Source organism: Mycobacterium timonense (assembly GCF_025821985.1).
Lineage (GTDB): Bacteria > Actinomycetota > Actinomycetes > Mycobacteriales > Mycobacteriaceae > Mycobacterium > Mycobacterium avium.
Genome location: NZ_JACKSY010000026.1, coordinates 242365 through 264984, shown reverse-complemented (window position 1 = coordinate 264984; position 22620 = coordinate 242365). Strand labels below are relative to the sequence as shown.

The 22620-nt window shown below is 68.7% G+C and carries 23 protein-coding genes; 17 read left to right on the top strand and 6 right to left on the bottom strand.

Annotation, left to right across the window (positions count from 1 at the left end; all coding sequences use genetic code 11):
* Positions 1-4 precede the first annotated feature (4 nt).
* From H7I87_RS09485 to nuoN, 16 genes are all read left to right on the top strand, one after another.
* Positions 5-541: a YceI family protein gene (locus tag H7I87_RS09485; protein WP_023861012.1), complete on the top strand. Its 537-nt coding sequence runs from the start codon at positions 5-7 to the stop codon at positions 539-541.
* Between the two features lie 61 nt (positions 542-602).
* Positions 603-1016: an Rv3143 family two-component system response regulator gene (locus H7I87_RS09480; RefSeq protein WP_011725829.1), complete on the top strand. Its 414-nt coding sequence runs from the start codon at positions 603-605 to the stop codon at positions 1014-1016.
* Positions 1017-1257: 241 nt separating this feature from the next.
* Positions 1258-1635, top strand: a complete 378-nt coding sequence (locus tag H7I87_RS09475; protein WP_004571437.1) for an NADH-quinone oxidoreductase subunit A — start codon at positions 1258-1260, stop codon at positions 1633-1635.
* A gap of 25 nt (positions 1636-1660) precedes the next feature.
* On the top strand, positions 1661-2215 hold the full coding sequence (locus H7I87_RS09470) for a NuoB/complex I 20 kDa subunit family protein (RefSeq protein ID WP_003874821.1): 555 nt from the start codon (positions 1661-1663) through the stop codon (positions 2213-2215).
* Positions 2212-2919, top strand: a complete 708-nt coding sequence (locus H7I87_RS09465) for an NADH-quinone oxidoreductase subunit C (protein ID WP_011725831.1) — start codon at positions 2212-2214, stop codon at positions 2917-2919. Before H7I87_RS09470 ends, H7I87_RS09465 begins: the two co-directional genes overlap by 4 nt.
* Positions 2919-4244, top strand: coding sequence for an NADH dehydrogenase (quinone) subunit D (nuoD, locus tag H7I87_RS09460; RefSeq protein ID WP_003874819.1), 1326 nt, complete (start codon positions 2919-2921; stop codon positions 4242-4244). The genes H7I87_RS09465 and nuoD overlap by 1 nt, the downstream gene beginning before the upstream one ends.
* Positions 4241-4999 carry an NADH-quinone oxidoreductase subunit NuoE gene (gene nuoE / locus H7I87_RS09455; protein ID WP_011725832.1) on the top strand — a complete coding sequence of 253 codons (759 nt, stop codon included), beginning with the start codon at positions 4241-4243 and terminating at the stop codon, positions 4997-4999. Before nuoD ends, nuoE begins: the two co-directional genes overlap by 4 nt.
* A complete protein-coding gene (gene nuoF, locus H7I87_RS09450; protein ID WP_009978486.1) occupies positions 4996-6357 on the top strand; it encodes an NADH-quinone oxidoreductase subunit NuoF in 1362 nt (453 codons plus the stop codon). The genes nuoE and nuoF overlap by 4 nt, the downstream gene beginning before the upstream one ends.
* Positions 6354-8765 (top strand): NADH-quinone oxidoreductase subunit G, encoded by a 2412-nt coding sequence (locus H7I87_RS09445; protein WP_023861011.1) that lies wholly within the window; start codon positions 6354-6356, stop codon positions 8763-8765. The genes nuoF and H7I87_RS09445 overlap by 4 nt, the downstream gene beginning before the upstream one ends.
* An 8-nt stretch (positions 8766-8773) precedes the next feature.
* Positions 8774-10036 (top strand): NADH-quinone oxidoreductase subunit NuoH, encoded by a 1263-nt coding sequence (gene nuoH, locus H7I87_RS09440; protein WP_031343717.1) that lies wholly within the window; start codon positions 8774-8776, stop codon positions 10034-10036.
* Complete coding sequence (gene nuoI / locus H7I87_RS09435) at positions 9957-10574, top strand: NADH-quinone oxidoreductase subunit NuoI (protein ID WP_370445528.1); 618 nt, start codon at positions 9957-9959, stop codon at positions 10572-10574. The genes nuoH and nuoI overlap by 80 nt, the downstream gene beginning before the upstream one ends.
* A 32-nt stretch (positions 10575-10606) precedes the next feature.
* Entirely contained in the window at positions 10607-11395 is a 789-nt protein-coding gene (locus tag H7I87_RS09430) for an NADH-quinone oxidoreductase subunit J (protein ID WP_085978469.1), read from the top strand.
* Complete coding sequence (nuoK, locus tag H7I87_RS09425) at positions 11392-11691, top strand: NADH-quinone oxidoreductase subunit NuoK (protein ID WP_003874812.1); 300 nt, start codon at positions 11392-11394, stop codon at positions 11689-11691. Before H7I87_RS09430 ends, nuoK begins: the two co-directional genes overlap by 4 nt.
* 10 nt (positions 11692-11701) lie before the next feature.
* Positions 11702-13588: an NADH-quinone oxidoreductase subunit L gene (nuoL, locus tag H7I87_RS09420; RefSeq protein ID WP_009978491.1), complete on the top strand. Its 1887-nt coding sequence runs from the start codon at positions 11702-11704 to the stop codon at positions 13586-13588.
* Positions 13585-15153 carry an NADH-quinone oxidoreductase subunit M gene (locus H7I87_RS09415; protein ID WP_009978493.1) on the top strand — a complete coding sequence of 523 codons (1569 nt, stop codon included), beginning with the start codon at positions 13585-13587 and terminating at the stop codon, positions 15151-15153. The genes nuoL and H7I87_RS09415 overlap by 4 nt, the downstream gene beginning before the upstream one ends.
* On the top strand, positions 15153-16733 hold the full coding sequence (nuoN, locus tag H7I87_RS09410; RefSeq protein ID WP_009978494.1) for an NADH-quinone oxidoreductase subunit NuoN: 1581 nt from the start codon (positions 15153-15155) through the stop codon (positions 16731-16733). The genes H7I87_RS09415 and nuoN overlap by 1 nt, the downstream gene beginning before the upstream one ends.
* On the opposite strand, the gene H7I87_RS09405 is transcribed toward nuoN, so the two are convergent.
* Positions 16660-17352: a TetR/AcrR family transcriptional regulator gene (locus tag H7I87_RS09405; RefSeq protein WP_009978496.1), complete on the bottom strand. Its 693-nt coding sequence runs from the start codon at positions 17350-17352 to the stop codon at positions 16660-16662. The two genes, nuoN and H7I87_RS09405, sit on opposite strands and share 74 nt — an antisense overlap.
* A gap of 77 nt (positions 17353-17429) precedes the next feature.
* Here H7I87_RS09405 and H7I87_RS09400 point away from each other — a divergent pair, with 77 nt between their 5' ends.
* Positions 17430-18260, top strand: a complete 831-nt coding sequence (locus H7I87_RS09400; protein WP_009978497.1) for a class I SAM-dependent methyltransferase — start codon at positions 17430-17432, stop codon at positions 18258-18260.
* Between the two features lie 57 nt (positions 18261-18317).
* Here the strand turns inward: H7I87_RS09400 and H7I87_RS09395 are convergent, their stop codons facing one another.
* The 5 genes from H7I87_RS09395 to H7I87_RS09375 form a co-directional block, all read right to left on the bottom strand.
* On the bottom strand, positions 18318-18710 hold the full coding sequence (locus H7I87_RS09395; RefSeq protein ID WP_179868901.1) for a hypothetical protein: 393 nt from the start codon (positions 18708-18710) through the stop codon (positions 18318-18320).
* Between the two features lie 52 nt (positions 18711-18762).
* Positions 18763-19965, bottom strand: coding sequence for a DUF58 domain-containing protein (locus H7I87_RS09390; protein ID WP_009978499.1), 1203 nt, complete (start codon positions 19963-19965; stop codon positions 18763-18765).
* A 64-nt stretch (positions 19966-20029) separates the two neighbouring features.
* Entirely contained in the window at positions 20030-21007 is a 978-nt protein-coding gene (locus tag H7I87_RS09385) for an AAA family ATPase (RefSeq protein ID WP_003874803.1), read from the bottom strand.
* A gap of 19 nt (positions 21008-21026) precedes the next feature.
* The gene (locus tag H7I87_RS09380) at positions 21027-21509 is read right to left on the bottom strand and encodes a hypothetical protein (protein ID WP_003874802.1); all 483 of its coding nucleotides are present in this window, start codon (positions 21507-21509) and stop codon (positions 21027-21029) included.
* Entirely contained in the window at positions 21506-22453 is a 948-nt protein-coding gene (locus tag H7I87_RS09375; RefSeq protein ID WP_031347686.1) for a DUF4129 domain-containing protein, read from the bottom strand. The genes H7I87_RS09380 and H7I87_RS09375 overlap by 4 nt, the downstream gene beginning before the upstream one ends.
* Positions 22454-22620 lie beyond the last annotated feature (167 nt).

The following is a 22620-nucleotide window of genomic DNA, read 5'->3' as shown; positions in this document are numbered from 1 at the left end:
ATCGATGACGACCTTGGAGACACTGCTGCACGATCCGGAGATGGCCGGCGTGTGGAACCTGGTGCCGGACCGCTCGGCCATCACTTTCAGCATCAAGAACATGTGGGGGCTGCTGACCGTCCGGGGCCGCTTCACCGACTTCACCGGTGACGGCCAACTGACCGGCAAGGGAGCGGTTTTCGGGCGCGTCGACATCCGGGCCGCATCGCTGGACACCGGGATCGGCCGCCGCGACCAGCACCTGCGCTCGCCCGACTTCTTCGACGTCGAACGCTTCGAGAAGATCAGCGTGGTGGTCACCGGGCTGCAGCCTACCAAGGGCAAAAACGCCGACCTGCGCACCGACTTCACCGTCAAGGGCGTCAGCGCACAACTGCCGCTGCCCGTCACGATCCTCGAGCTCGACGACGGCTCGATCCGGATCACCGGCGAAACCACGCTCGATCGCGCCCGATTCGACCTGGGCTGGAACCGGTTCGGCATGATCGGCCGCACCGCGACGGCCGCGGCCGACGTCATCTTCGTCCGAGATTCGCAATAGATTCGCAATAGATTTGCGGGCACCCCGATAAACCCACTGCGGCACCAGTAGCATCTGCAGCGTGTCGGACTCCACGCCCCAATCCAGCGTCGCCCTGCGGATCCTCGTCTACAGCAGCAACGCCCAGACCCGGGAACGGGTGATGCGGGCACTGGGCAGGCACCTGCATCCCGACCTGCCCGAGCTGAGCTACGTGGAGGTGGCCACCGGCCCGATGGTGGTCAAGACGATGGACCAGGGCGGCATCGACCTGGCCATCCTGGACGGCGAGGCCACCCCGACCGGCGGCATGGGAATCGCCAAACAGCTCAAGGACGAACTCGACGCGTGCCCGCCGCTGGTGGTGCTGACCGGGCGGCCCGACGATGCCTGGCTGGCGTCCTGGTCGCGCGCCGAAGCCGCGGTGCCGCATCCGATCGACCCCATCCTGCTGGGCCGCACGGTGCTGAACCTGTTGCGCACCCCGGTTCGCTGACCGGATCCACGCGTCCTCGTTGCCGCCGGGGCAAGCTCCCGGCCGTCGCCCCCTGACTTTACGCTGGACAGCGCGAGCACGGCGGCGTCAATACTGCAAAACGCCCACCCCGGGCAAGCGCGCCGCGCGCCGCGACGCTATGTTGAAGATCACTGTGACGGTCCCGAAACCGGGTTCGTCACAGCAGCCCGGTTACCGCCTGGCCGCTGCAGGCGGCTCGCACGACGGATCATGGAGCGAGTTGAACGTCTACATACCCATCCTGGTGCTGGGGGCGATCGCCACCGCCTTTGCCGTGGGCTCGGTGGTGATCGCGAGCCTGGCCGGCCCGTCACGTTTCAACAAGTCGAAGATGGCGGCCTACGAGTGCGGCATCGAGCCCACCGAAACCTCGGTGAGCGGCCCGCGCGCCACGGCCGGACAGCGGTTTCCGGTGAAGTACTACCTGACCGCGATGCTGTTCATCGTCTTCGACATCGAAATCGTGTTCCTGTACCCGTGGGCGGTCAGCTACGACGCGCTGGGCACCTTTGCTCTGATCGAGATGGTGGTCTTCATGCTCACGGTTTTCGTGGCCTACGCCTACGTGTGGCGCCGCGGCGGCCTGACGTGGGACTGAGGGCCGAGAGGGGATTGAGGTAAGCGTGGGTCTTGAGGAACAGCTGCCCGGCGGGATCCTGTTGTCGACGGTCGAGAAGGTCGCCGGCTACGTCCGCAAGAACTCGCTGTGGCCGGCGACGTTCGGGTTGGCCTGCTGTGCCATCGAGATGATGGCAACCGCCGGGCCAAGATTCGACATCGCGCGGTTCGGCATGGAGCGGTTCTCGGCCACTCCCCGCCAGGCCGACCTGATGATCGTCGCCGGTCGGGTGAGCCAGAAGATGGCCCCGGTGCTGCGCCAGATCTACGACCAGATGGCCGAGCCGAAATGGGTGCTGGCCATGGGGGTGTGCGCGTCATCCGGCGGGATGTTCAACAACTACGCGATCGTGCAGGGCGTCGACCACGTCGTCCCGGTGGACATCTACCTGCCCGGCTGCCCCCCGCGCCCGGAAATGCTGTTGTACGCAATCCTCAAGCTGCACGAGAAGATTCAACAGATGCCGCTGGGCGTCAACCGGGAAACCGCCATCGCCGAAGCCGAGCAGGCGGCGCTGTCGGCCCGGCCCACCATCGAGATGCGCGGACTGCTGCGATGAGCTCGCCCGACCAGGACCCCCGCGAGGCGATAGCCCAGGGCGACGACGAGGTGATCGACGTTCGTCGCGGCATGTTCGGGGCCGCCGGCACCGGCGACACGTCCGGCTACGGGCGGCTGGTGCGCACGGTCACCCTGCCCGGCAGCAGCCCGCGACCCTACGGCAGCTACTTCGACGACGTCGTCGACACGTTGACCGAGTCGTTGCAGAGCAACGGCATCGAATTCCACCAGGCAATCGAGAAGGTCGTGGTGTACCGCGACGAGCTCACCCTGCACGTCGACCGGGCCGCACTGCCGCACGTGGCCCAGCACCTTCGCGACGACCCGCGGCTGCGTTTCGAGATGTGCCTGGGCGTCAGCGGCGTGCACTACCCGCACGAGACGGGTCGCGAACTGCACGCCGTCTATCCGCTGCAGTCCATCACGCACAACCGCCGCGTCCGCCTGGAAGTGGCTGTGCCCGACGGGGATCCGCACATCCCGTCGCTTTACCGGATCTATCCGACCACCGACTGGCACGAGCGCGAGACCTACGACTTCTTCGGCATCATCTTCGACGGGCACCCGTCGCTGACCCGCATCGAGATGCCGGACGACTGGCACGGGCATCCGCAGCGCAAGGACTACCCGCTCGGCGGGATCCCGGTCGAATACAAAGGCGCACAGATACCCCCGCCCGACGAGCGGAGAGCGTACAACTGATGAGCACCACCACCGAATCGACGCACGACGGCGCCGGCGAGACCCTCGTGGTCGCGGGCGGCCAGGACTGGGACAAGGTCGTCGAGGCCGCCCGCAGCGCCGACCCCGGCGAACGCATCGTCGTCAACATGGGACCCCAGCACCCGTCCACCCACGGGGTGCTGCGGCTGATCCTGGAGATCGAGGGCGAAACGGTCACCGAGGCGCGTTGCGGAATCGGCTACCTGCACACCGGCATCGAAAAGAACCTCGAATACCGGTACTGGACCCAGGGTGTCACGTTCGTGACCCGAATGGATTATCTCTCACCGTTTTTCAACGAGACCGCCTACTGCCTGGGCGTGGAGAAGCTGCTCGGCATCACCGACCAGATACCGGAGCGGGTCAACGTCATCCGGGTGATGATGATGGAGCTCAACCGGATCTCCTCGCATCTGGTGGCCCTGGCCACCGGCGGCATGGAGCTGGGCGCGATGACGCCGATGTTCGTCGGCTTCCGCGGCCGCGAAATCGTGCTCACCCTGTTCGAGTCGATCACCGGGCTGCGGATGAACAGCGCCTACATTCGGCCCGGCGGCGTGGCCCAGGACCTGCCGCCGAATGCGAAAACCGAAATCGCCCAGGCGCTCGACCAGTTGCGCCAACCGCTGCGCGAAATGGGCGACCTGCTCAACGAGAACGCCATCTGGAAGGCCCGCACCCAGGACATCGGCTACCTGGACCTGACCGGCTGCATGGCGCTGGGCATCACGGGGCCGATCCTGCGCGCCACCGGGCTGCCGCACGATCTGCGCAAGAGCGAACCGTACTGCGGTTATGAAAACTACGAATTCGACGTGATCACCGCCGACACGTGTGATGCTTACGGGCGCTACATGATTCGCGTCAAGGAGATGTGGGAGTCGATCAAGATCGTCGAGCAATGTCTGGACAAGTTGCAGCCGGGCCCCATCATGGTCGAGAACGGAAAGATCGCCTGGCCCGCCGATTTGAAGGTCGGCCCGGACGGCCTGGGTAACTCGCCGGAGCACATCGCCAAGATCATGGGCGGCTCGATGGAGGCCCTGATCCACCACTTCAAGCTGGTCACCGAGGGCATCCGGGTCCCGCCGGGCCAGGTGTACACGGCGGTCGAATCGCCGCGCGGCGAGCTCGGCGTGCACATGGTCAGCGACGGCGGCACCCGCCCCTACCGGGTGCACTACCGCGACCCGTCGTTCACCAATCTGCAGTCCGTCGCCGCGATGTGCGAGGGCGGCATGGTCGCCGACCTGATCACCGCGGTCGCCAGCATCGACCCGGTGATGGGCGGGGTGGACCGATGACCGGCCCACAGGGGCAGCCGGTGTTCCTCCGGCTCGGCCCGCCGCCCGACGAGCCCAACGCGTTCGTGGTCGAGGGCGCGCCCACGTCCTACCCGCCCGAGGTGCGGGCCCGGCTCGAGGTCGACGCCAAGGAGATCATGGGCCGCTACCCCGACAAACGCTCGGCGCTGCTGCCGCTGCTGCACCTGGTCCAGTCGCAGGACTCCTACCTGACCCCGGCGGGGCTGGAGTTCTGCGGCGAGCAGCTGGGTTTGACCGGGGCCGAGGTGTCGGCGGTGGCCAGCTTCTACACCATGTACCGGCGTGGGCCGACCGGTGACTACCTCGTCGGGGTGTGCACAAACACGTTGTGCGCCATCATGGGTGGCGACGCCATCTTCGATGCGCTGAAGGAACATCTGGGCATCGGCAACGACGAGACCACGCCCGACGGGTCGGTCACGCTGCAACACATCGAATGCAACGCGGCCTGCGACTACGCGCCGGTGGTGATGGTCAACTGGGAGTTCTTCGACAATCAGACACCCGAGTCGGCGCGCGAACTCGTCGACTCGCTGCGCGCCGGTAAGCCCCGGCACCCCACCCGCGGCGCGCCGCTGTGCGTCTTCCGGGAGACCTCGCGCATCCTGGCCGGGCTGCCCGACGAGCGCCCCGACCAGGGGCAGGGCGGCGCCGGCGCGGCGACCCTGGCCGGGCTGAAGGTCGCCAAGGAACACGGCATGCAGGCACCGTACCCGCCGGAAGGCCAGCAATGACAACGACTTCGGAGACTTCGGAGGCCTCCGGGGCCCCGCAGGCGACGCCGCTGACGCCGGTGATCAGCCGCTTCTGGGACGATCCCGAGTCGTGGACGCTGCAGACGTACCACCGGCACGGCGGGTACGCGGCGATGAAGAAGGCGCTGGCGATGGAGCCCGACGCGGTCATCGGGATGGTCAAGGACTCCGGGCTGCGCGGGCGCGGCGGCGCGGGCTTCTCGACCGGCACCAAGTGGTCGTTCATCCCGCAGGGCGACACCGGCGCGGCCGCCAAGCCGCACTACCTGGTGGTCAACGCCGACGAGTCGGAACCCGGTACGTGCAAAGACATTCCGTTGATGCTGGCCACCCCGCACGTCCTGATCGAGGGGGTGATCATCGCGGCGTATGCGATCCGGGCCAACCACGCGTTCATCTATGTGCGCGGCGAGGTGCTGCCGGTGCTGCGCCGGCTGCAGAACGCCGTCGCCGAGGCCTACGCCGCCGGCTATCTGGGCCGCGACATCGACGGCTCGGGCTTCGATCTGGAGCTGGTGGTGCACGCCGGCGCCGGCGCCTACATCTGCGGCGAGGAGACCGCGCTGCTGGACTCGCTGGAGGGCCGCCGCGGCCAGCCCCGGCTACGGCCGCCGTTCCCGGCGGTGGCCGGGCTGTACGGCTGCCCCACGGTGATCAACAACGTCGAGACCATCGCCAGCGTGCCGTCCATCATCGGCAACGGCGTGGACTGGTTCCGCTCGATGGGCAGCGAGAAATCGCCGGGTTTCACGCTGTATTCGCTGTCCGGCCACGTCACCCGGCCCGGCCAGTACGAGGCGCCGCTGGGAATCACGTTGCGCGAGTTGCTCGATTACGCCGGCGGGGTGCGGGCCGGGCACCGGCTCAAGTTCTGGACCCCCGGCGGCTCGTCGACCCCGCTGCTGACCGACGAACACCTCGACGTGCCACTGGATTACGAGGGCGTGGGCGGGGTCGGCTCGATGCTGGGCACCAAGGCGCTGGAGATCTTCGACGAGACCACCTGCGTGGTGCGTGCGGTGCGCCGCTGGACCTACTTCTACAAGCACGAGTCGTGCGGCAAGTGCACGCCGTGCCGCGAGGGCACGTTCTGGCTCGACCAGATCTACGAACGGCTGGAGACCGGTAAGGGCACGGCCGAGGACATCGACAAGCTGCTGGACATCTCCGACACCATCCTGGGAAAGTCGTTCTGCGCGTTGGGCGATGGCGCCGCCAGCCCGGTGATGTCGTCGATCAAGTACTTCCGCGACGAGTACGTCGCCCACGTCGAGAACGGCAGATGCCCGTTCGACCCGCGAGACTCCATGCTGACACCGAACGGGAGCGACTCGTGACCCAAACTGCGGACACCGAAGGCCGCGTGACCCAGCCGGAGATGGTGACGCTGAGCATCGACGGCAACGAGATCAGCGTCCCCAAGGGGACTCTGGTGATCCGCGCGGCCGAGTTGATGGGCATCCAGATCCCCCGGTTCTGCGACCACCCGCTGCTGGAGCCGGTCGGGGCGTGCCGGCAGTGCCTGGTCGAGGTCGAGGGGCAGCGCAAGCCGATGGCCTCGTGCACCACGGTCGCGACCGACGACATGGTGGTGCGCACCCAGCTCACCTCCGAGGCCGCCGACAAGGCCCAGCACGGCGTGATGGAGCTGCTGCTGATCAACCATCCGCTGGACTGCCCGATGTGCGACAAGGGCGGCGAATGCCCGCTGCAGAACCAGGCAATGTCCAACGGCCGCAGCGATTCTCGCTTCACCGACGTCAAGCGCACCTTCGCCAAGCCGATCAACATCTCCGCGCAGGTGCTGCTGGACCGGGAGCGCTGCATCCTGTGCGCCCGCTGCACCCGGTTCTCCGAGCAGATCGCCGGCGACCCGTTCATCGACATGCAGGAGCGCGGCGCGCTGCAGCAGGTCGGCATCTACGCCAACGAACCGTTCGACTCCTACTTCTCGGGCAACACCGTGCAGATCTGCCCGGTGGGGGCGCTCACCGGCACCGCCTACCGGTTCCGGGCCCGCCCCTTCGACCTGGTGTCCAGCCCCAGCGTCTGCGAGCACTGCGCGTCCGGGTGCGCCCAGCGCACCGACCACCGCCGCGGCAAGGTGCTGCGCCGACTGGCCGGCGACGACCCGGAGGTCAACGAGGAGTGGAACTGCGACAAGGGCCGGTGGGCGTTCAGCTACGCCACCCAGCCCGACGTGATCACCACTCCCCTGGTCCGCGACGCCGACGGTTCGCTGCAACCGGCCTCCTGGTCGCACGCGATCGCCGCCGCGACCCGGGGGTTGGAATCCGCGCTGGGCAACACCGGGGTGCTGGTCGGCGGTCGGGCCACCTGGGAGGACGCCTACGCGTACTCGAAATTCGCCCGAATCGTGTTGGGCAGCAACGACATCGACTTTCGGGCCCGGCCGAGCTCGGCCGAGGAGACCGACTTTCTGGCCGCCCGGATCGCCGGCCGGCCGATCACCGTCAGCTACTCCGACCTGGAGTCCGCACCGGTGGTGCTGCTGGCCGGGTTCGAGCCCGAAGACGAGTCGCCGATCGTGTTCCTGCGGCTGCGCAAGGCGGCCCGCAAGCACGGGGTGCCGGTGTACGCGGTGGCGCCGTTCGCCACCCGCTCGCTGACCAAGATGTCGGGTCGGCTGATCAAAACCGCGCCCGGCGCCGAGGCCTCGGCGTTGGACCGGCTGGCCACCGGCGAAGTGGGTGACCTGCTGTCCACCCCGGGCGCGGTCATCATGGTCGGCGAACGGCTGGCCACGGCGCCGGGCGGACTGTCCGCCGCCGCCCGGCTGGCCGACACCACCGGCGCCCGGCTGGTCTGGGTTCCGCGGCGCGCCGGCGATCGCGGCGCCCTGGAGGCCGGGGCGCTGCCCGGGCTGCTGCCGGGCGGCCGGCCCGTCGCTGACGACGACGCCCGCGCGCAGATCGCGTCGGCCTGGAACGTGTCCGAATTGCCTTGCGGCCCTGGGCGTGACGTGCAGGAGATGCTGGCTGCCGCCGCCGACGGCACGCTGGGCGCACTGCTGGTCGGCGGTGTGGACCCGGACGACTTCGCCGATCCGCAGGCGGTGCTGGCGGCGCTGGACGGGGTGGGCTTCGTGGTCAGCCTGGAGCTGCGGCACAGCGCCGTCACGCAGCGCGCCGACGTGGTGTTCCCGGTCGCGCCGACCACCCAGAAGGCGGGCGCCTTCGTCAACTGGGAGGGCCGATTCCGCCCGTTCCAGGCCGCGCTGCGCGGCAGCATGACGCAGGCCGGCCAATCCGATCACCAGGTGCTCGACACTTTGGCCGACGAGTTGGGCGTCTACCTGGGGACGGCGACCGTCGAGGAGATCCGCACCGAATACGCCGCGCTGCCCTACTGGGAGGGCAAACGCGCGGCCGGCCCGGACGTCGCGGCCGCCGAGCCGACGCCGCCCGGGGCGGGTGAAGCGGTGCTGACCGGTTGGCGGATGCTGCTGGACAACGGTCGCATGCAGGACGGCGAACCGCATCTGGCCGGCACGGCGCGCAAGCCCGTGCTGCGGCTGTCGGCCGACACCGCCGCCGAGATCGGCGCCGCCGACGGCGATGCGGTCACCGTGAGCACGCCGCGCGGATCGATCAGCCTGCCGCTGGTGATCACCGACATGCCCGACCGGGTGGTCTGGCTGCCGCTGAACTCCTCCGGCTCGGCGGTACACCGCCAGCTCGGCGTCACCGTCGGCGCCACGGTGCGGATTGGAGTTGGCTCGTGACGACCCCCCTGACCGCCTTCGGGCACGACCCCTGGTGGCTGGTGCTGGGCAAGGCGCTGGCCATCTTCGTGTTCCTCATGCTCAACGTGCTGGTCGCGATCCTGCTCGAACGCAAGATCCTCGGCTGGATGCAGCTGCGGCCCGGCCCCAACCGGGTGGGCCCGTGGGGTGTGCTGCAGAGCCTGGCCGACGGAATCAAGTTGGCGCTCAAGGAAACCATCACCCCGGGCGGCGTCGACAAATTCGTCTACTTCGCGGCGCCGGTCATCTCGACCATCCCCGCCTTCACCGCGTTCGCGTTCATCCCGTTCGGCCCGGTGGTGTCGGTGTTCGGCCACCGCACCCCGCTTCAGCTCACCGACCTGCCGGTCGCGGTGCTGTTCATCCTGGGCCTGTCGGCGATCGGGGTGTACGGAATCGTGTTGGGCGGCTGGGCATCCGGCTCCACCTACCCGCTGCTGGGCGGGGTGCGCTCCACCGCGCAGGTGATCTCCTACGAGGTGGCGATGGGATTGTCGTTCGCGGCGGTGTTCCTCTACGCCGGCTCCATGTCCACCTCGCAGATCGTGGCCGCCCAGGACCGGGTCTGGTTCGTGTTCCTGCTGCTGCCGTCGTTCGTGATCTACCTGATCTCGATGGTCGGTGAAACCAACCGGGCGCCTTTCGATTTGCCCGAGGCCGAGGGCGAGCTGGTCGCCGGGTTCCACACCGAGTACTCGTCGCTGAAGTTCGCCATGTTCATGCTGGCCGAGTACGTCAACATGATGACGGTGTCGTCACTGGCCACCGCGTTGTTCTTCGGCGGCTGGCATGCGCCGTGGCCGCTGAACATGTGGGCGGGCGCCAACACCGGCTGGTGGCCGGTGCTGTGGTTCACCGCGAAGATGTGGACCTTCCTGTTCATCTACTTCTGGCTGCGGGCCAGCCTGCCGCGGCTGCGCTACGACCAGTTCATGGGGCTGGGCTGGAAGCTGCTGATCCCCGCCTCGTTGGTGTGGGTGCTGATCGCGGCGGTGATCCGCACGCTGCAGAACCAGGGGTACGCGCACTGGACGCCGATCCTGGTGATCTCCAGCATCGTGTTCGCCGCCGCCCTGGTGCTCTCGCTGCGAAAACCGTTCACCACGCCGCATATTCGCGCGCTGCGACGGCAGCTGCGCCGCCAGGCCAAGCAGCTGCCCACCGCGCCGGATTCCACCCCGGTATTCCCGACACCGCCGCTGCCGGCGAAAGCGCTGGCGGCCGCGAGTAAGGAGAAAGCACGTGGCTAAATTCTTGGACGCGGTCGCCGGATTCGGCGTGACGTTCGCGTCGATGTTCAAAAAGCATGTCACCGAGGAGTATCCGGAGAAGCCGGGCCCGGTCGCGCCGCGCTACCACGGCCGTCACCAGCTCAACCGTTACCCCGACGGGCTGGAGAAGTGCATCGGCTGCGAGCTGTGCGCGTGGGCCTGCCCGGCCGACGCGATCTACGTCGAGGGCGCCGACAACACCGAGGAACTGCGGTATTCGCCCGGGGAACGCTACGGCCGGGTGTACCAGATCAACTACCTGCGCTGCATCGGCTGCGGGCTGTGCGTCGAGGCCTGCCCGACCCGGGCGCTGACGATGACCAACGACTACGAGATGGCCGACGACAACCGCGCCGACCTGATCTACGAGAAGGATCGGCTGCTGGCCCCGCTGCTGCCCGAGATGACCGCGCCGCCGCATCCCCGCGCCCCCGGCGCCACCGATAAGGACTACTACCTGGGCAATGTGACCGCGCACGGGCTGCGGGAGGCCCAGCGGGCCGGGGAGCCGCGGTGAGTGCCTTCGCCGGCCACGCCGTCGCCGCCACGCTGGCCTCCAGCTATTCCCAGGACACCATCGTCCGCACATCCACCGGCGAGGCGGTCACCTTCTGGGTGCTGGGCGCGCTGGCCGTGATCGGTGCGCTCGGGGTGGTGCTGGCCGTCAACGCCGTCTACTCGGCCATGTTCCTGGCCATGACGATGATCATCCTGGCGGTGTTCTACATGATCCAGGACGCGCTGTTTTTGGGAGTCGTCCAGGTCGTGGTGTACACCGGCGCGGTGATGATGCTGTTCCTGTTCGTGCTGATGCTCATCGGCGTCGACTCGGCCGAATCGCTCAAGGAGACGCTGCGCGGCCAGCGCGTCGCCGCGGTGGCCGCCGGTGTCGGGTTCGGCATCCTGCTCATCGCCGCGGTCGGCAACGTGGCCAGCGGCGGGTTCGCCGGGCTGACCACCGCCAACGCCAACGGCAACGTGGAAGGGCTTGCCGCCCTGATCTTTTCCCGCTACCTGTGGGCCTTCGAGCTGACCAGCGCGCTGCTGATCACCGCGGCCGTCGGGGCCATGGTGCTGGCGCACCGGGAGCGTTTCGAGCGCCGCAAGACCCAGCGCGAACTTTCCCAGGAGCGTTTCCGGGCCGGCGGGCACCCCACCCCGCTGCCCAACCCCGGTGTCTACGCCCGCCACAACGCCGTCGACGTGGCCGCCCTGTTGCCGGACGGCTCGTATTCGAAGCTGTCGGTGTCGCCCATCCTGCAAAGCCGCGGCGGCGACGGCAAGGACGTCGCCGCACCGGAGCCCAGCCCGAGTCTGTCGCAAGGCGGTGCGTCGTGAATCCCATCAACTACCTGTATCTCTCGGCGCTGCTGTTCACCATCGGGGCGGCCGGTGTGTTGTTGCGCCGCAACGCCATCGTGATGTTCATGTGCGTCGAGCTGATGCTCAACGCGGTCAACCTGGCGTTCGTCACGTTCGCCCGGATGCACGGCCACCTGGACGGGCAGATGATCGCGTTCTTCACGATGGTGGTCGCCGCCTGCGAGGTGGTCATCGGCCTGGCCATCATCATGACCATTTTCCGTACCCGCAAATCGGCGTCCGTCGATGACGCGAACCTACTCAAAGGCTGAGCACGCCAACATGACTCACTACACTCCGCTGCTGGTGGCGCTGCCGCTGGCGGGTGCCGCGATCCTGTTGTTCGGCGGGCGACGCACCGACCGGTGGGGGCATTGGCTGGGTTGCGCCACCGCCGTGGCGGCGTTCGTGGTCGGCGTCGGCCTGCTGGATGAGTTGCTCGGCCGTCCCGCCGACCAGCGCGCCATCCACGAAAGGGTGTTCAGCTGGATCCCGGTCGGCCAGCTGCAGGTGGACCTGGGGCTGCAGATCGACCAGCTGTCGGTGTGTTTCGTGTTGCTGATCACCGGCGTGGGGTCGCTGATCCACATCTACTCGGTGGCCTACATGGCCGAAGATGCCGACCGCCGAAGGTTTTTCGGCTACCTCAACCTGTTCCTGGCGTCCATGCTGCTGCTGGTGATCGCCGACAACTACGTGGTGCTCTACGTCGGCTGGGAGGGCGTGGGCCTGGCGTCCTACCTGCTGATCGGGTTCTGGTACCACAAGCCGACGGCGGCCACCGCGGCCAAGAAGGCGTTCGTGATGAACCGGGTCGGCGACGCCGGGCTGGCATTGGGAATGTTCTTGATGTTCAGCACTTTCGGGACGCTGTCCTACGCCGGGGTGTTCGCGGGGGCGCCGGCGGCCGGTCGGGGCGCGCTGACCGCGATGGGTCTGCTGTTGCTGCTGGGGGCCTGCGCCAAATCCGCACAGGTGCCGCTGCAGGCCTGGCTGGGCGACGCCATGGAGGGCCCCACCCCGGTGTCCGCGCTGATCCACGCCGCCACCATGGTGACCGCGGGCGTGTACCTGATCGTGCGGTCCAACCCGCTGTACAACCTGTCGCCGGATGCGCAACTGGCGGTGGTGATCGTGGGTGCGGTCACCTTGCTGCTGGGTGCCTTCATCGGCTGCGCCAAGGACGACATCAAGCGGGCGCTGGCGGCTTCGACCATGAGCCAGATCGGCTACATGGTGCTGGCCGCCGGGTTGGGCCCGGCCGGCTACGCGTTCGCGATCATGCATCTGCTGACCCACGGGTTCTTCAAAGCCGGCCTGTTCCTCGGCTCCGGCGCGGTGATCCACGCGATGCACGAGGAGCAGGACATGCGGCGCTACGGCGGGCTGCGGGCCGCGCTGCCGGTCACGTTCGTCACCTTCGGGTTGGGCTACCTGGCCATCATCGGGGTGCCGCCGTTCGCGGGCTTCTTCTCCAAGGACGCCATCATCGAGGCCGCGCTGGCCGCCGGCGGCGTCCGCGGGTACCTGCTCGGCGGGGCGGCGCTGCTGGGCGCCGGCGTCACCGCGTTCTACATGACCCGGGTGATGCTGATGACCTTCTTCGGCGAAAAGCGTTGGGCCCCAGGCAGCCATCCGCACGAGGCGCCGGGGCTGATGACCTGGCCGATGATCCTGCTGGCCGTCGGGTCGGTGTTCTCCGGCGGACTGTTCGCGGTGGGCGGCACGCTGCAGCGCTGGCTGGAGCCGGTGGTCGGCAGGCACGAAGAGGTGACTCACGCCGTCCCGGTGTGGATCAGCACCGCGCTGGCGCTGGGCGTCGTGGCCGTCGGCATCGCGGTGGCCTACCGGCTCTACGCCACCGCGCCCATCCCCAGGGTGGCGCCGTTGTCGGTGTCGCCGCTGACCACGGCGGTCCGTAACGACTTCTACGGCGATGCCTTCAACGAGGAGGTGTTCATGCGCCCCGGCGCGCAACTGACCCACGCGCTCGTCGAGGTCGACGACGCGGGCGTCGACGGCTCGGTCAACGCACTGGCGGCGTTGGTGAGCGCGACGTCGAATCGCTTGCGGGGCCTGCAAACCGGCTTCGCCCGCAACTATGCCCTGTCGATGCTGACCGGCGCCGTGCTGGTGATCGCGCTGATCCTGGCGGTGCGGCTGTGGTGAATCAGCTGCCCTGGCTGAGCATCCTGTGGCTGGTGCCGCTGGCCGGCTCGGTACTGATCATCCTGATGCCGCCCGGGCTGCGGCAGCTCGCCAAGTGGACCGGCCTGGTGTTCGGGGTGCTGACCCTGGCGGTGGCGATCGTGGTCACCGCCGGCTTCAAAACCGGCGGCGCCCCCTATCAGTTCGTCGAAAAACACCAGTGGATCCCGGCTTTCGGCGCCGGCTACACGCTGGGCGTGGACGGCATCGCGGTGGTGCTGGTGCTGCTGACCGCGGTGCTGATCCCGGTGCTGCAGGTGGCCGGCTGGAACGACGGCGGCGATAGGCAGCGCGGTGTGCACGCCTACGTCGCCCTGACGCTGGCCATCGAGTCGATGGTGCTGGTCTCGGTGATCGCCCTGGACGTGTTGCTGTTCTACGTGTTCTTCGAGGCGATGCTCATCCCGATGTACTTCCTGATCGGCGGCTTCGGCGCCGGATCGGGCAGGTCGCGGGCGGCGGTGAAGTTCTTGCTGTACAACCTGTTCGGCGGGCTCATCATGCTGGCCGCGGTGATCGGGCTGTACGTGGTGACTTCCCAGCACGGGGCCGGCACGTTCGACTTCCGCGACATCGTGGCCGGGGTGGCCTCCGGCCGCTACGGCGCCGACCCGGCGGTGTCCAAGGCGCTGTTCCTCGGCTTCATGTTCGCGTTCGCGATCAAGGCGCCGCTGTGGCCGTTCCACCGCTGGCTGCCCGACGCCGCGGTCGAGGCGACGCCGGCGACCGCGGTGCTGATGATGGCGGTGATGGACAAGGTCGGCACGTTCGGCATGCTGCGCTACTGCCTGCAGCTGTTCCCCGACGCCGCAACGTATTTCCGCCCGCTGATCGTGGTGCTGGCGGTCATCGGGGTGATCTACGGGGCGATCGTCGCCATCGGTCAGGCCGACGTCATGCGCCTGATCGCCTACACCTCGATCTCGCACTTCGGGTTCATCATCCTGGGCATCTTCGTGATGACCAGCCAGGGCCAGAGCGGCTCGACGCTCTACATGCTCAACCACGGCCTGTCCACCGCGGCGGTGTTCCTGATCGCCGGGTTCCTGATATCGCGGCACGGCGGCAGCCGGGCTATCGCCGACTACGGCGGCGTGCAGAAGGTGGCGCCGGTGCTGGCCGGCACCTTCCTGGTTTCGGCCATGGCCACCCTCTCGCTGCCCGGTCTGGCGCCGTTCGTCAGCGAATTCCTGGTCCTGCTGGGCACTTTCAACCGATATTGGCTGGCGGCCGCGTTCGGGGTCACCGCGCTGGTGCTCTCCGCGGTGTACATGTTGTGGCTCTACCAGCGCATGATGACCGGACCGGTGGCCGGCGGCAACGAGAAGATCGGCGATCTGCGGGCCCGGGAGTTGGTCGTGGTGGCGCCGCTGATCGCGCTGCTGCTGGTGCTCGGCATCTATCCCAAGCCGGTGCTCGACATCATCAACCCCGCCGTCGAGAACACCATGACCACCATCGGTCAGCACGACCCCGCTCCGAGCGTGCCGATGGGCACGCCGCGGACAGCCGAAGGACGGCGATGATGACCCTGCCCACCCCGAGCATCCAGTACTTCCTGCTGTGCCCGACGCTGATCGTGTTCGGCGTCGCCGTGGCCGGTGTTCTGGCGGAAGCGTTCCTGCCCAGGCGGATTCGCTACACCGCCCAGGTGACGCTGGCTCTGGGCGGTCTGGTCGCCGCACTGTTCGCCGTGATCGAGGTGGCCGAGTCCCTCCCGGCCTCCGGGCGGGCCGCGGTGCTGGGCGCCATGGCCATCGACCGCCCGACGCTGTACCTGCAGGGCACCGTGCTGCTGGTCGCGGTGATGGCGGTGATCTTCATCGCCGAACGCACCCAGACCAAGTCGGACAGCAAGGTTGCGGTGGTGGCGGGATCGGGCGGCCTGGACTCGTTCACCCCGCAGGCCTCGGCGGTGCCCGACAGCGACGCCGAGCGGGAGGCCGAGCGCGCCGGCGCGGCCCAGACCGAGCTGTTCCCGCTGGCCATGCTGTCGGTCGGCGGCATGATGGTCTTCCCCGCGTCCAACGATCTGCTGACCATGTTCGTCGCGCTGGAAGTGCTGTCGCTGCCGCTGTATCTGATGTGCGGCCTGGCCCGGCACCGGCGGCTGCTGTCGCAGGAAGCGGCCATGAAATACTTTCTGCTGGGCGCCTTTTCGTCCGCGTTCTTCCTCTACGGTGTGGCGCTGCTCTACGGTGCGACCGGCACCCTGCTGCTGACCGGTATCCGCGATGCGCTCATCACCCGCGGTGACACCTCGCTGGCCCTGGTGGGCGTCGCGCTGCTGTCGGTCGGACTGCTGTTCAAGGTCGGCGCCGTCCCGTTCCACTCCTGGATACCCGACGTGTATCAGGGTGCGCCCACGCCGATCACCGGGTTCATGGCGGCGGCCACCAAGGTCGCGGCTTTCGGTGCCTTGCTGCGGGTGGTCTACGTCGCGCTGCCGCCGCTGCACGATCAGTGGCGTCCGGTGCTGTGGACCATCTCGATCCTGACCATGGCGGTGGGCACCATCACCGCGGTGAATCAGAGCGACGTCAAACGGATGCTGGCGTATTCGTCGGTCGCCCACGTCGGGTTCATCCTGACCGGGGTGATCGCCGACAACCACACCGGCCTGTCGGCCACCCTGTTCTACCTGCTGGCCTACAGCTTCTCCACCGTCGGCGCGTTCGCCATCGTCGCCCTGATCCGCGACGCCGACGGGGTCGAGGACGCCACCCTGTCGCACTGGGCGGGGCTGGGTCAGCGCTCTCCCATTGTGGGCGTGATGTTTTCGATGTTCTTGCTGGCGTTCGCCGGGATCCCGTTGACCAGTGGCTTCGTCAGCAAGCTGGCCGTGTTCAAGGCCGCCGCCCAGGGCGGCGCCGTGCCCCTGGTGATCGTCGGTGTGGTCGCCAGCGGGGTCGCCGCCTACTTCTACGTGCGGGTGATCGTGTCGATGTTCTTCACCGAGGCCACCGAGGATACCCCGCACGTGGTGGCGCCGGGCATCTTGAGCAAGGCCGCGATCGCGGTGTGCGCCGCGGTCACCGTGGCGCTGGGCGTCTTCCCGCAGCCGCTGCTCGACCTGGCCGACCAGGCGGCCCAGCTGCTGCACTGAGTCGGCCGGCGAGGTCGTCGCGGGCAGACTTGGCCTGCTCGGGCGTCAACAACGGATTCGAATAGATGTCGACCAGGATGGCCGCGACCCGCAGATCGCCCTGCTCTGTGCTGATGTCCACGCCCAGGCCGCGCGAGACGTGTTGCCGCAGCAGCGGTATGGCAAGAGCCATCGCGGTGATGAGGGTGGCGCGCGACTTGGCGTCGACATCGGCGGGCTCGGCCCGATGTTCATCGGCCGAGGCAAGCCATTCCTCGGTCATCGACACCAGCGCGTCGAACAACTCACCGGCGCCGCCCTCAACCAGGGCGCGGGTGATGTAGTCCTGGTATTGGCCGAGGCGAATACGGGCTGAAACGTAGTGCACGTCACCACGTTTGGCGTTGTCCTGCACCTGGGCGTTGAGGTCGCGCATGGTTTTGACGAGGTAGTCGTCGCAGGCTTGACGAAGCTCCTGCTTGGAGCCGAAGTGGTGCCGCAGCAACCCGGACGACACCCCTGCCGCCGCGGCGATGCTGCGGATGGTCGCCCCTTCGTATCCCTTTTCGCCGAACTCGCGCAGCGCCGCGTGCCTGATGCGGGCGCGGGCGGTGAGATCGTCGGGATCTGTCGTGGTCATTGCGTCAGACTACACGATTGGACAATAAACTACACGGCTGTATAGTCGAGGAAGCCGGAGTTCAGGGAGGCACGGATATGGGCATTGACACCAGCGCCATCACCCCGGAGGAAGAGACCGCATTTTTGACGTTGCAGGCCCGCGCGATCAACAACGGGTGGGCACGCCCCATCCTGCCCGACCCGGGTGCCGCCGATGCCGTGACAAAGATCGACTACGACTTCGACGGCCTGGGGCTCGTGACGCCCGTCGTTTGTCAAACATCCCTGCGCGCAAAACTTCTCGACGACCGGGTGCGCGCGTTCATCGCCCAACACGCCGATGCCGTGGTGGTCGATCTGGGCGCCGGGCTCGACGACGGGTACGCCCGTGTCAATCCGCCGGACACCGTCGACTGGTACAGCGTCGAGCTGCCCGGGCTGGCGGCCCTGCGCGACAAAGTGATGCCACCGGGACCTCACGAACACACCATCGGAATCTCCGTGACCGACCCCGAGTGGATATCGGCGATTCCGGCGGACCGCCCCGCCATCGTCATCGCCGACGGATTGTTCCCCTTCCTCAACAAGGAGCAGATCATCGCGGTGATGCGCGCGATCACCGATCACTTCCCCGCCGGACAGCTGGCGTTCAACGACTACGGACGCATGGTGATTGGCGTATGGATCTCGAAGTTGTTCCCGCAGCGGATGTTCAAGAAGGTGAACCAGCTCCGTGCGTTCGAGGGTTACAACGACCCGCACACGCCGGAACGCTGGAACCCCAAACTCACCCTCGTCGAGGAGACCAGCCTGGCGAGTGTGCCCGAGGTGGACCTGTTTCCGACGTGGTTGCGGATCGCGACACGGATGGCGGGGTGGAGCAAGCGGACGGCACGGTCCGCGCGCATCCTGAGGTTCAGCTTTTAGCGCCTTCCGCGCGTCGGGGGTGCCGCTCCGGTCGCGTCGTGCGGCCGGCGCCGGCGGTCAGCTCAGGAACGGCCGAATGGCCAGCAGGTAGATCGCCAGCGCCCCCAGCGGGGCAAGCAGCGGCAGCCACGGCAGCTGCAGCGGAAACGACGTCGCCACCAGACCGGCGAAGCTAAACCCCACGGCCGCAACGGCGGTCGTGCGGCTGCCCAGGATCACCGGGACGGGGGTGCCGACCGCGTGTCGGCACACCAGGTAGGCGGTGGCGCACAACCCGGACAGCGCGACGCACGCCGGCGGAGGGTTCGACGTCACGACGGTCACGGCCGCCAGCAGCACGGCAATGGTTGCGGCGGGCCGCAATACGGTGCCCGCCGCGACCGCGATCAGGGCCGCGGCGACCGCGACGGCCGCCGATTCCGGCCGGCCGCCGGCGGCCAATCCCACCATGAGCAGACCGAATCCGGGCGCGCCCACCCGCACCGGCAGATTGGTTCGGCCGCTATCCACGCAGCCTCCCCCGGACCCGGCGGCGGCGATCGGGCAGTACACCCATCGACTGTTCCAAACCGCGGTCGCCCGGCCACCACACGATGTCCACGCCGACGGTGGCCATGTCGCGGTACATCGCCGAGCGCTGCAGCGCCCACATCCGATCCACCAGCGGATCCTGTTCGTCCTCGAACGGCGAACCCTCGAGGATGTCGACCGCCAGCACGACGTGGCCGCGCCGGCGCAGATCGATGAGGGCGAGGGCGAATTCGGTGTCGAGCAGGGTGGAGAATGCGATGACGATGGCCCCGGCGGGCACCGCCGCGCGCGGCGCCAACGTGCCGGTGGTGTGCTCGAATCCGTCGCCGGCGGCCAGCACGGTGTCGAGCACCCGGTAGAACTGGCGTTGCCCGATATCGGCGCCGAGCCAGCGCGGGCGGTTGCCGCCCAGGGCGACGATCCCGGCCCGATCACCGTGCCGCAGCGCGGTTTGCACCACCTGGGCCGCGCCCCGCACGATGCGCTCGGTGGCCTGCGTCGCCGGACCCGCCGGCTGCCGGTATCCGTCGATCAGCACCACCACGTCGGCCGCGCGGTCGGTCAGCCGCTGGGTCACGTGCAGCTGGCGGCGGCGCGCGCTCACCGCCCAATTCACTGCGCGCAGTTGGTCTCCGGGCACGTAGGGGCGAATGTCGGCGTATTCCACGCCGGGCCCGACATGCCGGGTCAGGTGGGCGCCCAACCGGTCCAGCAGCTCGGTGCGCGGGATCGGCGTCGGCTGCGGCGGCGTCAGCGGAAACACGATCACCTCGGCGGCGTCCACCAGCGCGGTCCCGCTCAACAACCCGCCGCGGGCCAGCACGTCCACCCGCGCCGCGACGTGGTAGCGGCCCCAGCGCTGCGCGGTGGCCCGCACGGTTTTGCCGCGGCGCGAACCGGATTCGCCGAACTGCAGTTCCATTCCCTCGACGGGCGGAACCGTCAGCCGGACCGCGCACGGGCCCTGCTCTTCGATCCCCCACACCGTCACGTGCGCCGGCTCGCCCTCGAAGCAGCGCTGCGTGTCGGGTTCGGCGTGCACGGCGACCGCCGGCACCCGTGGCTGCCAGCTGATCGTGCCCAGCACCCCGAGCAGCGGCGCGGCGAAGGCGATCAGCTGCCACCGGGCGCCGATCACGGCCGCGGCCAACGCGAACGCCGCGCAGGTGGCCATCGCCCGCGTCAATTCCGAAGCGCGCCAGCGGAACTCGGCTGCACGGGGTGCGGTCACGCCGCGCTCATCCGGTTTGCCCGGGCCCGGCGCCGGTACGGGGCACCGGGAGCCGGTGCAGCAGCTCGCCGATCACGTCGGCGCCCTGGATCTTGCGCACCCACATCTCCGGGCGCAGGGTGATCCGGTGCGCGACGGCCGCGGTGGCCAGCGCCTTGACGTCCTCGGGGATCACGTAGTCGCGGCCGAGCAGCAGCGCCCGGGCGCGGGCCAGCTGCACCAGGTCCAGTTCGGCGCGCGGGCTGGCGCCCACCGCGACCTGCGGGTGGTGCCGGGTGGCGTTGGCCAGCGAGACCACATAGTGCAGCACGTCCTCGTGCACGGTCACCTGCTCGACCGATTCGCGCATCGCCAGCAGGTCGTGCGCGTCGACGACCTGGTTGACCGCCGGTTCGGCCGATCCGCGTTCCAGGCGCCGGCGCAGCATCGACGTCTCGTCCCGTTCGGACAGGTAGCGCAGCTCCAGCCGGATCGCGAACCGGTCCAGCTGCGCCTCGGGCAGCGGGTAGGTGCCCTCGTACTCGATCGGGTTGTCGGTGGCCAGCACGATGAAAGGCTTTGGCAGCCGGTGTGTTTCGCCGTCGATGCTGACCTGGCCTTCGGCCATCGCCTCCAGCAGCGCCGCCTGCGTCTTCGGCGGGGTGCGGTTGATCTCGTCGGCCAGCAACAGGTTGGTGAAGATGGGCCCGGCCCGGAACGCGAAGCGGCCCGACTGCATGTCGTAGATCGTCGAGCCGAGCAGGTCGGCGGGTAGCAGGTCGGGGGTGAATTGCACGCGGGTGAATTGCAGGCCCAGCGCGGCGGCGAAGGACCGCGCGATCAGCGTCTTGCCCAGTCCCGGAAGGTCTTCGATGAGGATGTGGCCGCGGGCCAGAACCGCGGTGAGGATCAGCCGCAGCGCGTTGCGTTTCCCCACCACCACGCGTTCTATCTCGTCGAGAATCGCCTCGCAGTGTGCCGTCGTGGTTGCGGCCGGCAGAGTCATGGTCGGATCGCGCCCCCTGTCATACCTGCTCCAGCTTTCGCAGAATCTCTTCCAGCGCCGCGCGTCCCGGGCCGGGTTGACGCCCACCGGTGCGGGTGACGTTGTTGGGGTTGACCCACTCCCACAGTTCGGCGCCGAAGAGCATCTGCCCGGTCGCCTGGAAGGACGCCGGGTCCTTGGCTTGCCGTTGGCCGGTTGCGATCGCGTAGCGGCGGGCGAGCATCGGGCGCAGGTGCCGGTCCCAGTCGGCCCGGGTGGACTCCGACCACCGGATCGTCGTCTCGGTGGCCGCAAGCCAGCGGCGCAGTGAATCGCCGAGATCGTCGGCGTCGTGCTCGGATTCGCGTTCGGCGCCGCGGCCGAGCGCACGCCGCAGGCTGAGCAGCACCAGGGCCAGCCCGACGCCGGAGGCCGTCAGCACCAGCCGGCGGTCGTGCTGGGTCAGCGCCAGCAGCTCGATCCCGATGATCAAGCAAAGACCCAGGGCCACAGTCTTTTTCATGCGACACTCCGGCTCCCCAGTTCGTCGAGCACCAGCCGCAACACCCGCACCGCCACGTCGCGGTGGCCCTCGTTCATCACGTGCGGGCTGAACCGCGCCTCGGTGAACAGGTTCACCAGCTGGACGGCGTTGTCGGCGTGCAGCGCATGGTGTTCCACCGCGCGGGCCAGCACCTCGCTGGGGGTGTCGAAGTCCTGCGGCACGGCACCGGGAACGTGCGCCAGTTCGCGTTCCATCGCGGCGTAGCAGGCGATGATGGCCTCGCGGGGGTCGCGGCGCAGGTCGGCCATCTCGGCCAACCCGCGTTCGGCCGCACGCGCCAGCGACTCCGAATGTGGTTGCGGCGCCGGGTTTTCGGCCGGTTCGTCGGGGACAGCCGGCGCCGGCGACCGCCACCGGCGCCGCGCGCCGGCCACCGCTGAGGCGACGACCATCAACAGCATCGCGACGGTGCCGGCGAGCAGGATGCCCAGCGTGTCCTGCGACCCGTCGCGCGGACGCTGCGGGTGCTGCGGCGGCGGTGCCGGGGGTGCCGCCGGGTGCGGTGGCGGCGACGCACCGGTGCCGGGCGGCGGGGCGGGCGCGAGCCCGTGCGACGCGAACAGCCGGGCCAACAGCATCACGATCAGCAGCCAGGCCACGATCACGCCGAGCCCGATCAGCAACACCCGCCAGGTCGGGCGGCCCCTGCCGGCGCCCAGCGTCTCCGACAGCGCGCCGGCGGGCGGGGCCGGCGCCCGCGGGTCCTTCAACCGCGCGACGATCGCGACCGCGATCAGCGCCAGCGTCACCGCGAGGATGGCCACCACCAGGCCCAGCGCCGCCCGGCCGCCCGCCTCGCTGCGCGTCGCGTCGTGTTGGGCGGGCAGGTACCCGCGCAGGGCGGCGGCGACCACGAGCAACAGAACGATCAGGGCGACGACCCGCCCCGTCGGCTTGTCCATCCCGGGCATCGGCACACCACTCGACCGGTTGCCTGCCGCTGGTGCGGCACTGGCTTTGCTCATACTTGCACGTCAGGCGGTCCCGGGGCCAGAACCGCCCGCACCGCTTATGCACAGTTGGCGGTTCATCCACAGATTGGCCGCGGACCGGTTCTGTTCGAACGTTT